Below are 13,284 nucleotides of genomic sequence, written 5' to 3'. Positions count from 1 at the left end.
AGATAGCCGTCTTCCATGTTTGGTTCCAACGACGACAAAAAAGCGCCGGCCGAGGCTGGCGAGAAGAAAGGCCTGTTCGGCTGGTTCCGCAAGAAGCCGCAGCCACCTGCGCAAGCGGACGTGCCGACGGAAAAATCCCCTGCTGTCCAAGCGCCCGCGCCAGCGACACCCGATCAAACGGATGGGCCTGCACCGCTGGCCGAGCAAGCTGCCCCGGCCGTAGCGCCGACTGCGGAGCCGACACCCCCAGTTCAGGTGACGCCTGCGCCCTTGCCCGAGGTCGCTGTGCCCGTGGCACCCGCGCCGGTCGCCGACCCTGCACCACACGTGCCTGCACCTGCACCTGCACCTGCACCAACGCCTGCTGCTGTGCCTGAAGTGGAAGTTCCTGCCCCCGTGAGCAACCTGGTGCTGCCGGTTGCAGAAGAACCCGTGGCGCTGGTGCCCGATCTGCAAGCCAAGGCGCCACCAGTGATTCCGGATCGCCCGGCGCCTGCGCCGGCAGTCCAGCCCGTTGCAGAGCCGGCCAAGGTCGATTTGCACATCGAGGCCGAGGCTGCCCCGTCCGTCGAAGCCGCTCAGTCCGAGCCTGTGAAAGCAGGCTTTTTCGCCCGCCTCAAGCAGGGGTTGTCCAAGACCAGCGCCAGCATTGGCGAAGGCATGGCCAGCCTGTTCCTGGGCAAGAAAGTCATCGATGACGATTTGCTCGACGAGATCGAGACCCGCCTGCTGACCGCCGACGTCGGCGTGGAGGCCACGTCCACCATCGTTCAGAACCTGACGCAGAAGGTGGCCCGCAAGCAGCTGGCCGACGCCGACGCGCTGTACAAGTCCTTGCAGGAAGAGCTGGCCGCGTTGCTCAGGCCTGTCGAGCAGCCGATGGTCGTGGCGGCGCAGAACAAGCCTTATGTGATCCTGGTGGTAGGCGTCAATGGCGCCGGCAAGACCACCACCATCGGCAAGCTGGCCAAGAAGCTGCAGATGGAAGGCAAGAAAGTGATGCTGGCTGCAGGCGATACCTTCCGGGCCGCAGCGGTCGAGCAGTTGCAGGTGTGGGGTGAGCGTAACCGCATCCCGGTGATCGCGCAGCACACTGGCGCCGACTCCGCCTCGGTGATCTTCGACGCGGTGCAGGCAGCCAAGGCCAGGGGCGTGGATGTGCTGATCGCCGACACTGCCGGGCGCCTGCACACCAAGGACAACCTGATGGAGGAGCTGAAGAAGGTCCGCCGCGTCATCGGCAAGCTCGATCCCGATGCGCCGCACGAAGTGCTGCTGGTGCTCGACGCCGGTACCGGCCAGAACGCCATCAGCCAGGCCAAGTATTTCCACCAGAGCGTGGAGCTGACCGGTCTTGCGCTCACCAAGCTCGACGGTACCGCCAAGGGTGGTGTCATCTTCGCCCTGGCCAAGCAATTCAAGCTGCCTATCCGGTTCATCGGTGTCGGTGAAGGGATCGATGACCTGCGCACCTTTGAAGCCGAGCCGTTCGTCAAGGCCCTGTTCGCCGAGCGAGACTGACCATGATTCGATTCGAACAGGTTGCCAAGCGCTACCCCAACGGCCACGTGGGGCTGCACGAGCTGAGTTTCCGGGCGCGTCGGGGCGAATTCCTGTTCGTCACCGGGCATTCGGGTGCAGGTAAAAGTACGCTGCTGCGCCTGCTGCTGGCCATGGAGCGTCCCACCAGCGGCAAACTGATGCTGGCCGGGCAGGACCTGGGTCAGATCAGCAATTCGCAGATCCCGTTCCTGCGCCGCCAGATAGGCGTGGTGTTCCAGAACCACCAGTTGCTGTTCGACCGCACGGTCTTCAACAACATTGCCTTGCCCCTGCAGATACTGGGCTTGTCCAAGGCCGAGATCGCCAAGCGCGTGGACTCGGCGCTGGAGCGGGTGTCTCTGGTCGACAAAGGCGAGTTGTACCCTGCCGACTTGTCGACCGGCCAACAGCAGCGCGTGGGTATCGCCCGCGCCATCGTGCACCAGCCAGCCTTGCTGCTGGCCGACGAGCCAACCGGCAACCTCGACCCGCGCCTGGCCGCAGAGATCATGGGTGTTTTCGAAGACATCAACCGACTGGGCACAACGGTCTTGATCGCCAGCCACGACCTGGCCCTGATCGCGCGCATGCGTCACCGCATGTTGACCTTGCAGCGCGGCCGTTTGATCGGCGACGGGGAGGCCGGACAATGAGCACCACACGTTCACCAAAAGTTTCCGAGCGCGTCGCGCCCAAGCCTGCCGACCCCCAGCCTGCCAAGAAGCGTGGTGCAGGCGCCGACGATGACGGCCCGGACCTGCGTACTCTTATGCACGCCTGGCTTGAAAGCCATCGCGCCAGCCTGGCGGACAGCTTGCGGCGACTGGGCAAGCAACCCATTGGCAGCTTCTTCACCTGCATGGTGATGGCCGTGGCGCTGAGCATGCCCATGGGGCTGTCATTGCTGCTCAAGAACGTCGAGCAATTGGGCGGGTCCTGGCAGCGCGCCGCGCAAATCTCCCTGTACCTCAAGCTCGATGCCAACAGCCGTGACGGCGAGGCGTTGCGCGATGAAATCAAGGGCATGCCGGGCGTAGCAGAGGCGCAGTATGTGAGTCGCGAGCAGGCACTGCAGGAGTTCCAGCAGCAATCGGGCCTCGGCGAGGCGCTGCGAGAGTTGCCCGACAACCCACTGCCCGGCGTGGTCGTGGTGACCCCGACCGAAGTCGACAAGCCGGCTCTGGAAGCGCTGCGTCAGCGCCTGTCCGAGTTGCCGCGCGTCGATGTGGCGCAGCTGGACCTGGTATGGGTCGAGCGACTGGCGGCCATCCTCAAGCTTGGGGACCGGTTCGTATTCGGGCTGGCCGTCATGCTGATTTCCGCGCTGCTCTTAGTAATTGGTAACACAATTCGTCTACATATCGAGAACCGCCGTGTCGAGATCGAGGTGATCAAGCTGGTGGGGGGCACCGATGCCTACGTACGCCGGCCTTTCCTGTACATGGGGGCCTTGTACGGCCTGGGTGCGGGCCTGTTGGCCTGGGCTATCCTGGCGTTTGGCCTAGGGTGGCTGAACGAGGCCGTGGTGAGCCTTTCTGGTCTGTATGGCAGCGATTTTGCCTTGGGTGGCGTACCGGCCTCCGATGGTCTTTCGCTCTTGATCGGAGCGGTGCTGTTGGGGTATATCGGTGCATGGATTGCAGTCGCCCGCCACTTGAACGAGCTGGCGCCGCGATAGTTTTTATTTGCCAGCATTGGCCTGGGCGCGCCCGTTGGAACTTGTACCTGGGCCCCAGGTCTATGTAGGCAGCGCCTGAAAAGCGCGAGTTCAGTAAGTCGGAGGTTCTTTAATGACCACATCGTTGCAACCTGCGTATGCCCTGGTACCCGGTGCAAACCTGGAGTCCTACGTGCATACGGTCAACAGCATCCCGCTGCTGACTGTCGAGCAGGAGCGGGATCTGGCTGAGCGTCTCTATTACGAGCAGGACCTCGAAGCTGCTCGGCAAATGGTAATGGCCCACCTGCGGTTCGTCGTGCACATCGCCCGCAGCTATGCCGGTTATGGGCTGGCCCAGGCCGACCTGATCCAGGAAGGCAACGTCGGCCTGATGAAGGCCGTCAAGCGATTCAACCCGGAAATGGGCGTGCGCCTGGTGTCGTTCGCCGTGCACTGGATCAAGGCCGAAATCCACGAGTTCATCCTGCGCAACTGGCGCATCGTCAAGGTGGCGACCACCAAGGCCCAGCGCAAGCTGTTCTTCAACCTGCGCAGCCAGAAAAAGCGTCTGGCCTGGTTGAACAACGACGAAGTGCATCGGGTTGCCGAAAGCCTGGGGGTCGAGCCTCGTGAAGTACGCGAGATGGAAAGCCGTCTGAGCGGTCACGACATGGCGTTCGATCCGGCGGCCGAAGCCGACGACGACAGTGCCTTCCAGTCGCCAGCGCATTACCTGGAAGACCACCGTTACGACCCGGCGGTACAACTTGAAGACGCAGACTGGAGCGACAACTCCACCAGCAACCTTCATGAAGCCCTGCAGGGCCTGGATGACCGTAGCCGGGATATTCTGTACCAGCGCTGGTTGGCCGAAGAGAAAGCCACCCTGCATGAGCTGGCCGAGAAATACAGCGTGTCGGCCGAGCGTATTCGCCAGCTGGAGAAGAACGCGATGAACAAGGTCAAGGCCTTGATCGCTGCCTGATCGTTCTCTGTTCGACAAAAAGCCGCTGCCCTGCAAGGGGACAGCGGCTTTTTCATGCCTGCTCTGTATGCGGTGACAGGCTCAGGGCCTGCGTGATGTGTCCAGTTGCATCAGGTAGCTGGGCCCGCCCAGCTGGCTCATCTGGCGGCGAATCCAGCTCGCGCGGCTGGCCACGTAGGTGCTTGGCTTGCCAGCATTCCACTTGAGGGGGCTGGGCAGCACGGCGGCCAGTTGTGCGGCTTGCTGCCGGCTGAGTTGACTGGCTTCCACGCCAAAGTGATAGCGAGCGGCTGCCTGGGCACCGAATACCCCTTGGCCCCACTCGGCACTGTTGAGGTAGACCTCGAGAATGCGCTGCTTGGTCCAGAACAGTTCCATCAAGCCAGTGAACCATGCTTCCAGACCCTTGCGCAGCCAGCTACGCCCTGGCCACAGGAACAGGTTCTTGGCCACCTGTTGGGTCAGGGTGCTGGCGCCGCGCACGTTACCGCCACGCTCGTTGAAGGCCAGGGCTGCCTGGATGGCGGGTATGTCGAAGCCCCAGTGGCTGGCGAATTTCTGGTCTTCACCGGCAATGACAGCCACCTTGAGGTCATCGGAGATATGGTCCCAACTCACCCATTCGCGCTGCAGGTCAATCGGTTCGCCGCTTACCCACGATTGCACCTTACGCTCGAGCATCAACGCCGTGCCGGGCGGAGGTACCCAGCGAAACACCAGGACCAGCACGATACTCACGGCGGCAAACCAGAGCAGAGCGCGCAGAAGACGTCGGAGAAGGTTTCGCAGCATAGGGTGGCTTGGCCGGACGTTGGGGAAGGGCCATTATACAGACCCGATCCGAGGAGTCGTCCCATGCTTCGCAGCTTCCTGATGCTTGCCGCTTTTTTCGGTTTTACCGGCGTGGCCCTGGGCGCCTTTGCAGCCCACGGCCTGAAAAATCGACTCAGCGCTGACTACCTGGCTATTTTCCACACCGGAGTCACCTACCAACTGGTTCACGCGCTGGCGCTGTTTGGCGTGGCATTGCTGGCGGTCCATCTGCCTGGCCGGCTGGTGGGTTGGGCCGGTTATCTGTTCGTGCTGGGTATCGTGCTGTTCTCCGGCAGCCTGTACCTGCTGACACTGACGGGCATCAGCAAGCTGGGCATGATCACGCCCATCGGCGGCCTATGCTTCCTGGCAGGGTGGGTCTGCCTAGGGCTCGCCGCATGGCGACTGGGCTGACCGCCCAGTCCACATTAACGACTAATGGCGTGCGGTGGCCTTGGGTTGCGCGGCCTTTCGGCGCTAGAATGCGGGCCCCAAAGAACAATGGTGGCCGTGAGCATGCGTATCCAACTGAACGGTGAACCCTACGAATTGCCTGCTGGCGAAAGCGTCGCTGGGCTACTGGCACGCCTTGAGCTGGCTGGCCGCCGCGTGGCGGTTGAGCTGAATCAGGACATCGTGCCGCGCAGTCAGCATGACACCACCGCGCTGAGCGATGGCGACCAGGTCGAAGTGGTGCACGCCATCGGTGGCGGCTGACCGCTGTCGGCAACCCAACCGCAGGCCCAGCAACCTTTTCCCGAGGAACAACGATGAGCAACGTTCGCAGCGACAAGCCCTTCACCCTGGCCGGGCGCACCTTCCAGTCGCGCCTGCTGGTAGGCACCGGCAAGTACCGTGACATGGAGCAAACCCGCCAGGCCATCGAGGCCTCGGGTGCCGAGATCGTGACTGTCGCGGTGCGCCGCACGAACATTGGTCAGAACCCGGGCGAGCCGAACCTGCTGGACGTACTGCCGCCGGACCGCTACACCATTCTGCCCAATACTGCCGGCTGCTATGACGCCGTCGAGGCGGTGCGCACCTGCCGTCTGGCCCGGGAGCTGCTCGATGGGCACAACCTGGTCAAGCTGGAAGTGCTGGCCGACCAGAAAACCCTGTTCCCCAACGTGATCGAAACCCTCAAGGCCGCCGAAGTGCTCGTCAAGGATGGCTTCGACGTGATGGTCTACACCAGCGACGACCCGATCATCGCCCGCCAGCTGGCCGAAGCCGGCTGTATCGCCGTCATGCCCCTGGCTGGCCTGATCGGTACGGGGCTTGGCATCTGCAATCCTTACAACCTGCAGATCATCCTCGAAGAATCCAAGGTACCGGTACTGGTGGATGCTGGCGTAGGCACTGCCTCCGACGCCACCATCGCCATGGAAATGGGCTGCGAGGCGGTACTGATGAACTCGGCCATCGCCCATGCCCAGCAACCGGTACTGATGGCCGAGGCCATGAAGCACGCCATCGTGGCGGGTCGCATGGCATACCTGGCCGGTCGCATGCCCAAGAAACTCTATGCCAGCGCCTCTTCGCCGCTGGATGGTCTGATCAAGTAAGAGCCCCTGATGACTGATTCACAAGATCTGCCGAACGCCGCCGACGGCGACGCCCGCCCGCACCGCCGCATCAAGAGCTTCGTGATGCGTGCCGGGCGCATGACCGAAGGCCAGCAGCGCGGCCTGGACCAGGGTGGGCCGCTGTACGTCCTGCCGCTGGCGGACAGCCCGGTCGACTATGACCAGGTCTTCGGCCGCTCGGCACCGCGCACGCTGGAAATCGGCTTCGGCATGGGTCACTCCCTGTTGGAAATGGCGGCCGCTGCACCTGAGCAGGACTTCATCGGTGTCGAGGTCCATCGCCCAGGCGTAGGAGCACTGCTCAACGGCGTGCTCACCCAAGGGCTGACCAACCTGCGGGTATATGACTGCGATGCCATCGAAGTGTTGAATCGTTGCGTGGCCGACGACAGCCTCGACCGCCTGATGCTGTTCTTCCCCGACCCTTGGCACAAGGCGCGTCACCACAAGCGTCGCATCGTCCAGCTGGAGTTCGCCGAGTTGGTCCGGCGCAAGCTCAAGCCAGGCGGCGTGTTCCACATGGCCACGGACTGGGAACCCTATGCCGAGTACATGCTGGAAGTGATGAATGCAGCCCCTGGCTATCGTAACCAGGCAGCGGACGGTACCTACGTGCCGCGCCCAAGCGAGCGGCCGATCACCAAGTTCGAACGCCGCGGCGAGCGCTTGGGTCATGGTGTGTGGGACCTGAAATTCGAAAAGACCGCGTGAGGCGATGAACCGTACGCTGTGCTGATAGACAAAAAACCGCCTCGAAAGGGCGGTTTTTTTTGGTTGCTGAGCCGCTAGGCGGCCTTACGCTGAAGCGTTGCGCATAAGGCGCCTGGACTGCTACAGCTTCAGCCGCGACGATCCGCTACCACACCGATCAGCGCCAAGACCACCAGCAGCACAGGCGCCAACGCGTAGTTGTTGAACTGGCTCAGCCCCTTCAGGACCCAAGGTGTGGCGTAGATCAAGGCCGCGCCGCTGCCGATCATCACCAGCAATGCCATCAGCGGTACCCGCAGGGCCCCTGTCAGCCCTCCCAGGCGCTGTTCAGCCCAGGCCTTGATGTCCGTCCCGAACAGCACCAGCAGACAGCCTACCAACGCCAGAGAAATTTCCGACAAGTTGCTGCGGCTCCAGCGGGAAATCGTCGCGAGCAGGTCGAGTACCAAATCCATGGGTCATCCTTAGGTCAAGAAATACTGCAGCAAGTCATTGAGGAACAGTTGGCCCCTGGGCGTTGCCACCAGTCGATCCGGTTCGACCTGCAAAAGCCCTCTTTGTTCTGCAAGGCGACGGGCTTGGGCCAGCCGTGCGAGCGGCAATCCCGTGCGCTCGGTGAACAGCTGCGCTTCCACACCCTGGGTCAGGCGCAGCGCGTTCATCAGGAACTCGAAGGGCAATTCGTCATCGGGCAACTGTTTTTCGCCGGCCTTGAACGGCTTGGCCAGGTTCAGGTAGTCCTTGGGCAACCGGGTTTTCCAGGTGCGTACGATGCGCCCGTCGGCGTAGGTGAGCTTGCCATGGGCGCCGGCACCGATACCGATGAAGTCCCCGAAGCGCCAGTAGTTGAGGTTGTGGCGAGCAGCGCGCTCGGGCTGGGCGTAGGCAGACACCTCGTACTGGCCAAACCCGTTGGCCGCCATCAGGCCCTGGCCGGCCTCCTGAATGTCCCAGAGGATATCGTCCTCGGGCAGCTCGGGCGGCTGGTTCCAGAATACGGTGTTGGGTTCTACCGTCAGCTGATACCAGGACAGGTGCGTGGGCCCAAGCTCAATTGCCTGACGCAGATCGCCCAGGGCGTCGTCCATCGTTTGGTCGGGCAAGCCGTGCATCAGGTCCATGTTGAAGTTGTCGAAGCCTGCGGCCCTTGCCATGCCAGCGGCGCGGATCGCTTCCTCGCCGTTGTGGATGCGGCCCAGTGCTTGCAGCTTGGCCGGTTGGAAACTCTGCACGCCAATGGACAGGCGGTTGATGCCGGTCTGGCGATAGGCCTTGAACTTGTCCTGTTCGAACGTTCCCGGGTTGGCTTCCAGGGTGATCTCGATGTCCGAAGCGAACGGGATGCGTTGCTCGACGCCGCGCAGCAACCGGCCCAGGGCATCGGCGCTGAACAGGCTGGGTGTGCCACCACCGAAGAAGATCGAGGTGATGACGCGGCCCTGGACTGCGGCCAGTTCCTGATCAAGGTCGGTCAGCAGCGCCGCCACGTAGGCCGTTTCGGGCAGTTCAGGCCCGGCGGCATGGGAATTGAAGTCGCAGTAGGGGCATTTGCGCACGCACCACGGGATATGGATGTACAACGCCAACGGCGGCAGCTGGCTGATGCCGGGTGCCTGGATGAGCGGCGACGTCAGGGTCATGCCAGGCCCAGACGTTGACGCAGCAGCGCCATGGCGCGGGCACGGTGGCTGATCTGGTTCTTGTCAGCCGGGGTCAGGTCGGCGCTTGAGCAATCACGTTCTGGCACCCAGAACAGCGGGTCGTAACCAAAACCATGTTCGCCGCTCGCCTTGAACAGGATGCTGCCCTGCCACAGGCCTTCGCACAGGATTGGCAGCGGATCATCGGCGTGACGCACCAGCGCCAAGACGCAGACGAACTGCGCAGTGCGCTCGGCCTGCGGCACGTTCTTCAGCGCGTCGAGCAACTTGGCGTTGTTGGCGGCATCGCCCTGGCCATCGGCATAACGCGCCGAGTAGATGCCCGGTGCACCGCCCAGGCAGTCCACGGCCAGACCAGAATCGTCCGCCAAGGCGGGGAGCCCGGAAATACGCGCGGCATTGCGGGCCTTCAAGATGGCGTTCTCGACGAACGACAGACCGGTTTCTTCCGGCTCGACCTTGCTGAATTCGCCGATCGATCGCAATTGCACGGATTGACCGAGCATCGCCTGCAGTTCCTTGAGTTTGCCGGCGTTATGGCTGGCCAATACGAGTTGCTGGAAATTCATCATTCGCCTGGGAAAACGTCCTGGTTGAAGCTGAAGGAGTGACTGACACCACCGGCTTGGACGCCTAGCTCGAAGACGACGGTCTCAGGTTGTTCGATCGTGAATTGGGCGACGTACGACGCGGTGCCGTGGTCGGTCACCTGCTTGAAGGCCAGGGGCTGCTTGCGCCCGGTCAGGTCCTTGACCGCGCCGCTGACCACGGCCGTAATCGGCTTGCCGTCTCTGAGTACGGTAAGGCTCAGCACGCCCTGGTCACGGCTGCGGACCAGCCCCGTGGCCGCTGCGACCTGCGGGGTGAGCATGCTCGAGGTGAACGCGCCGTAGTGCACCGTGATATCGCCAAATACTTCTTTGCGAGCAGCGCGTGCAGTATCGGCTGCCACTACTGGCAACGCCAGACACAGGCCGATCAAAAGCAGGGCAAGGCGACGCATGGCGCAGATTCTCCTGGGTCAGACCGCGACTTGATGTGCCTGCAGGCCGGGGCTGCTGACGCGGTAGATACCGATTTCGCCAAGCAGGTTGGGCCACAGCCGGCCGCCCAGGCCGTTGCGGTGCATATGGTCCACCGCCAGCCGGTCCAGCACCTTGGCCTTGCGCTCGTGAACCAGCTCTTCGAAATCGGCGAAGGTGCAGAAGTGGATGTTGGGGGTGTTGTACCAGGTGTACGGCATGAAGTCCGAGACGGGCATGCGGCCTTTGGTCGCGAGGTACCACCGGCAGCGCCAGTGACCGAAGTTGGGGAAGGTGATGATGCACTGGCGACCGACGCGCAGCATTTCGTCCAGGATGCGGTCGGGGTACTCCACCGCCTGCAAGGCCTGGGTCATGATCACCACGTCGAAACTGTCGCTGGCGAAATTGCCCAGGCCTTTGTCCAGGTCCTGCTCGATGACGTTCACGCCCTTGGCCACGCAGGCGGCGATGTTGTCCCCGTCGATCTCCAGGCCGTAGCCGGTGACCTGCTTGCGGTCGCGCAGCGAAGCCAGCAGCTCGCCGGTACCACAGCCCAGGTCCAGTACCCGGCTGCCGGCGGGAATCCAGTCGTGGATGATTTCCAGATCGGCTCTCATGCTGTCCTCAGATGGCAATGCGGTTCATGTAGTTCGAGAAACCCTGCATGTAGCGAGGCGTGGGAATCAGGAAGGCATCGTGGCCGTAGGGCGAGTCGATTTCCAGGTAGCAGACGTCCTTGCGCGCCGCCATCAGGGCATCGACGATTTCCCGCGAACGGGCCGGCGAGAAGCGCCAGTCGGTAGTGAACGACATGATGCAGTAGCTGGCCTTGACGTGGGCCAGGGTCGCGGCCAGATCGCCGTTGTGAGCCGCAGCCGGGTCGAAGTAGTCCAGGGCCTTGGTCATCAGCAGGTACGTGTTGGCATCGAAGCGCCCGGAGAATTCTTCGCCTTGATAGCGCAGGTAGCTTTCGACCTGGAATTCCACGCTGTGGAAGTCGTAGTTGAGCTTGTCACTCTTGAGCTCGCGGCCGAATTTCTCACCCATCGAGTCATCCGACAGGTAGGTGATATGCCCGACCATGCGTGCCAGCATCAGGCCCCGCTTGGGAATGACGCCCTGGTCCTGGAACGAGCCGCCATGGAACTCGGGGTCGGTGAGAATGGCCTGGCGCGCCACCTCGTTGAATGCGATGTTCTGCGCGGACAGCTTGGGCGCCGAGGCGATATCGACACAATGGCGCACGCGTTCGGGATAGCTGATGGTCCACTGCAGCGCCTGCATGCCGCCCAAGCTACCACCCACCACGGCTGCCCACTGCGCGATGCCCAGGCGCTCTGCCAGGCGGACCTGGCTGTGAACCCAGTCTTCGACGGTCAGGATCGGGAAGTCGGCGCCATAGGCCTTGCCAGTGGCCGGGTTGATGCTGCTCGGCCCGGTGCTGCCATTGCAGCCACCCAGGTTGTTCAGGCTGACCACGAAGAAGCGATTGGTGTCGATGGGCTTGCCTGGGCCGATGCAGCTGTCCCACCAACCCGGCTTGCGGTCAGTGGCAGCGTGGTAACCCGCGGCATGGTGATGCCCAGACAGGGCATGGCAAATCAGTACCGCATTGCTCGCGCTGGCGTTCAGCGTGCCATAGGTCTCGTAGACCAGCTCATAGCGGTTCAGTGAACGGCCGCAGGCCAGAGCCAGCGGCTCGTCGAACCGGGCGGTCTGGGGTATGACCAGACCGACGGAATCTTCGGGAAAGACAGTGGACATCGACCCTGCTCACGCTTGACGGAGGCGTAAGTCTAAAGAGCACCACCCCCAGCGGCAAGCGAAGGCTTGTCGCCGGGGTGCTGTCGGGTCAGATCATCCGCCACAGCTCTTGCGGCATGCCAGCGTAGGCGGCCAATGGCGGCATGACGAACGACTGGATGACCTGGATGGCCAGGAACGCGAAGATCGGCGAAATATCCAAGCCCCCAAGGTTCGGCACGATACGGCGGAACGGCGCCAGCACCGGCTCGCTGATCTGATACGCAAGCTCGGCCGCCGGGTTGTGGCTGTTGGGCGCTATCCAGGAAACGATCACCATGACGATCATGGCCACCCAGAAGATTTTCAGGAACAGCGAGGTGATACCGATGATGGCCCACAACAGCAGGTGCAGCACATCACCGAAGGTACCGTAGGTCACCATCAGCACGAACCCCATCAGCAGGGCCTGTATGACCACGGCCAACAGCAGCGACGAGGTATCCAGCCCGGCGATGCTGGGTACGATTCGGCGGATCGGCTTGAGCAGCGGCTGGGTCGCGCGCACCGTGAACTGGCTGAGCGGGTTGTAGAAGTTGGCCTTGACCAGTTGCAGCACAAAGCGCAGCAGGACGATCACCAGGTACAGGCTGACCAGGGTTTGCACCACGAAGATCGCGGCGCCGGACAGTGCATTCATCTGAAACTCCTTATTTGCCCAGTTGCTCGGCCAGCTCTGCAGAGCGCGTGGCTGCAGCCCGCAGCGCCTGCTCCACGATGGCCTCGAAGCCACTGGCCTGGAACGATTTGATGGCGGCTTCGGTGGTGCCGCCAGGTGAGGTCACGCGGCGGCGCAATTCGGCGGCATCCACATCGCTGGCAACCGCCATGCGGGCGGCGCCCAGCGCCGTGTGCAAGGTCAACTCGGTGGCGGTCTCACGGGGCAGGCCGAGTTTTTCGCCAGCCGCCGTCATGGCCTCGATCAGCAGGAAGAAATACGCAGGGCCGCTACCGGAGACGGCGGTCACTGCATCCAGTTGTTGTTCCTGTTCGAGCCAGAGCGCCGTCCCTACCGCCGACAACAGTCGCTCGGCCTGCTGGCGTTGCTCGGCCGTGACTTCGGCTGTGGCGTACAGGCCACTGACACCCTGGCGCAGCAGCGACGGCGTGTTCGGCATGCAACGCACCACTGGGCGGCTGCCCACCCAGCTCTGCAGGCTGGCGCAGGTGATACCTGCAGCGATGGACACGATCAACTGGCCGTCCTTCAGGTCGGCGCGCAAGGCCTGGCACACGGTCTTCATCACCTGCGGCTTGACCGCCAGCACGATCACATCGGCGCCTTCGATGGCCTGTGCGTTGTGCTCGAAGGTTTCGATGCCCTGTTCGGCCTGAAGGCGGGTACGGGTTTCGGCACCGGGGTCGCTGGCGCGGATGTGCGACGCCTCCACGCCCTGGGCACGCAGACCACCGATCAGGCTTGCGGCCATGTTGCCGGCGCCGATAAAGGCAATACGTGTCTTGCTCATGTCAGGTCCTTGTTAGGAAAAGTGAGTTA

The 13,284-nt window shown here is 62.9% G+C and carries 17 protein-coding genes; 8 read left to right on the top strand and 9 right to left on the bottom strand.

Translation table 11 applies throughout. The annotated features are described in order from the left end of the window. Positions 1-15 precede the first annotated feature (15 nt). From ftsY to rpoH, 4 genes are all read left to right on the top strand, one after another. Complete coding sequence (gene ftsY, locus MOP87_RS19780; protein WP_140174935.1) at positions 16-1,521, top strand: signal recognition particle-docking protein FtsY; 1,506 nt, start codon at positions 16-18, stop codon at positions 1,519-1,521. A gap of 2 nt (positions 1,522-1,523) precedes the next feature. Beyond that, positions 1,524-2,195, top strand: coding sequence for a cell division ATP-binding protein FtsE (ftsE, locus tag MOP87_RS19775; protein ID WP_023532835.1), 672 nt, complete (start codon positions 1,524-1,526; stop codon positions 2,193-2,195). Next, complete coding sequence (gene ftsX / locus MOP87_RS19770) at positions 2,192-3,220, top strand: permease-like cell division protein FtsX (protein WP_027913490.1); 1,029 nt, start codon at positions 2,192-2,194, stop codon at positions 3,218-3,220. Before ftsE ends, ftsX begins: the two co-directional genes overlap by 4 nt. A gap of 112 nt (positions 3,221-3,332) precedes the next feature. Continuing rightward, positions 3,333-4,187 carry an RNA polymerase sigma factor RpoH gene (gene rpoH / locus MOP87_RS19765; RefSeq protein ID WP_023532728.1) on the top strand — a complete coding sequence of 285 codons (855 nt, stop codon included), beginning with the start codon at positions 3,333-3,335 and terminating at the stop codon, positions 4,185-4,187. A gap of 81 nt (positions 4,188-4,268) precedes the next feature. Here rpoH and mtgA read toward each other — a convergent pair whose 3' ends face one another. Beyond that, a complete protein-coding gene (mtgA, locus tag MOP87_RS19760) occupies positions 4,269-4,979 on the bottom strand; it encodes a monofunctional biosynthetic peptidoglycan transglycosylase (protein WP_027913491.1) in 711 nt (236 codons plus the stop codon). A 63-nt stretch (positions 4,980-5,042) separates the two neighbouring features. Between mtgA and MOP87_RS19755 the strand changes: the two genes are divergently transcribed. The 4 genes from MOP87_RS19755 (at position 5,043) to trmB (ending at position 7,297) form a co-directional block, all read left to right on the top strand. Then, entirely contained in the window at positions 5,043-5,414 is a 372-nt protein-coding gene (locus MOP87_RS19755; protein ID WP_028686692.1) for a DUF423 domain-containing protein, read from the top strand. 102 nt (positions 5,415-5,516) lie between these two features. Further along, on the top strand, positions 5,517-5,717 hold the full coding sequence (thiS, locus tag MOP87_RS19750) for a sulfur carrier protein ThiS (RefSeq protein ID WP_033728350.1): 201 nt from the start codon (positions 5,517-5,519) through the stop codon (positions 5,715-5,717). Positions 5,718-5,770: 53 nt separating this feature from the next. Then, positions 5,771-6,565 (top strand): thiazole synthase, encoded by a 795-nt coding sequence (locus MOP87_RS19745; RefSeq protein WP_023532295.1) that lies wholly within the window; start codon positions 5,771-5,773, stop codon positions 6,563-6,565. Positions 6,566-6,574: 9 nt separating this feature from the next. Further along, positions 6,575-7,297, top strand: coding sequence for a tRNA (guanosine(46)-N7)-methyltransferase TrmB (trmB, locus tag MOP87_RS19740; protein ID WP_028686691.1), 723 nt, complete (start codon positions 6,575-6,577; stop codon positions 7,295-7,297). Positions 7,298-7,425: 128 nt separating this feature from the next. Here trmB and MOP87_RS19735 read toward each other — a convergent pair whose 3' ends face one another. The 8 genes from MOP87_RS19735 to proC form a co-directional block, all read right to left on the bottom strand. Next, positions 7,426-7,752: a DUF3392 domain-containing protein gene (locus MOP87_RS19735; protein ID WP_023532330.1), complete on the bottom strand. Its 327-nt coding sequence runs from the start codon at positions 7,750-7,752 to the stop codon at positions 7,426-7,428. Between the two features lie 9 nt (positions 7,753-7,761). Further along, positions 7,762-8,937: a radical SAM family heme chaperone HemW gene (hemW, locus tag MOP87_RS19730; RefSeq protein WP_027913495.1), complete on the bottom strand. Its 1,176-nt coding sequence runs from the start codon at positions 8,935-8,937 to the stop codon at positions 7,762-7,764. After that, positions 8,934-9,530 carry an RdgB/HAM1 family non-canonical purine NTP pyrophosphatase gene (gene rdgB, locus MOP87_RS19725; protein WP_242809912.1) on the bottom strand — a complete coding sequence of 199 codons (597 nt, stop codon included), beginning with the start codon at positions 9,528-9,530 and terminating at the stop codon, positions 8,934-8,936. Before rdgB ends, hemW begins: the two co-directional genes overlap by 4 nt. Next, positions 9,527-9,961, bottom strand: coding sequence for a DUF4426 domain-containing protein (locus MOP87_RS19720; RefSeq protein ID WP_242809911.1), 435 nt, complete (start codon positions 9,959-9,961; stop codon positions 9,527-9,529). The genes rdgB and MOP87_RS19720 overlap by 4 nt, the downstream gene beginning before the upstream one ends. A gap of 18 nt (positions 9,962-9,979) precedes the next feature. Beyond that, positions 9,980-10,600 carry a methionine biosynthesis protein MetW gene (metW, locus tag MOP87_RS19715; protein WP_023532733.1) on the bottom strand — a complete coding sequence of 207 codons (621 nt, stop codon included), beginning with the start codon at positions 10,598-10,600 and terminating at the stop codon, positions 9,980-9,982. A gap of 7 nt (positions 10,601-10,607) precedes the next feature. Next, positions 10,608-11,747, bottom strand: coding sequence for a homoserine O-acetyltransferase (locus tag MOP87_RS19710; protein ID WP_028686690.1), 1,140 nt, complete (start codon positions 11,745-11,747; stop codon positions 10,608-10,610). A gap of 88 nt (positions 11,748-11,835) precedes the next feature. Further along, positions 11,836-12,426, bottom strand: a complete 591-nt coding sequence (locus tag MOP87_RS19705) for a YggT family protein (RefSeq protein ID WP_023532686.1) — start codon at positions 12,424-12,426, stop codon at positions 11,836-11,838. A 10-nt stretch (positions 12,427-12,436) separates the two neighbouring features. Then, a complete protein-coding gene (proC, locus tag MOP87_RS19700; protein ID WP_242809910.1) occupies positions 12,437-13,255 on the bottom strand; it encodes a pyrroline-5-carboxylate reductase in 819 nt (272 codons plus the stop codon). Positions 13,256-13,284 lie beyond the last annotated feature (29 nt).

It is taken from the genome of Pseudomonas sp. I3-I5, from assembly GCF_022699445.1.
In the GTDB taxonomy this organism is placed as follows: Bacteria; Pseudomonadota; Gammaproteobacteria; order Pseudomonadales; family Pseudomonadaceae; genus Aquipseudomonas; species Aquipseudomonas fulva.
This window is presented reverse-complemented; position numbering and strand designations above follow the sequence as displayed.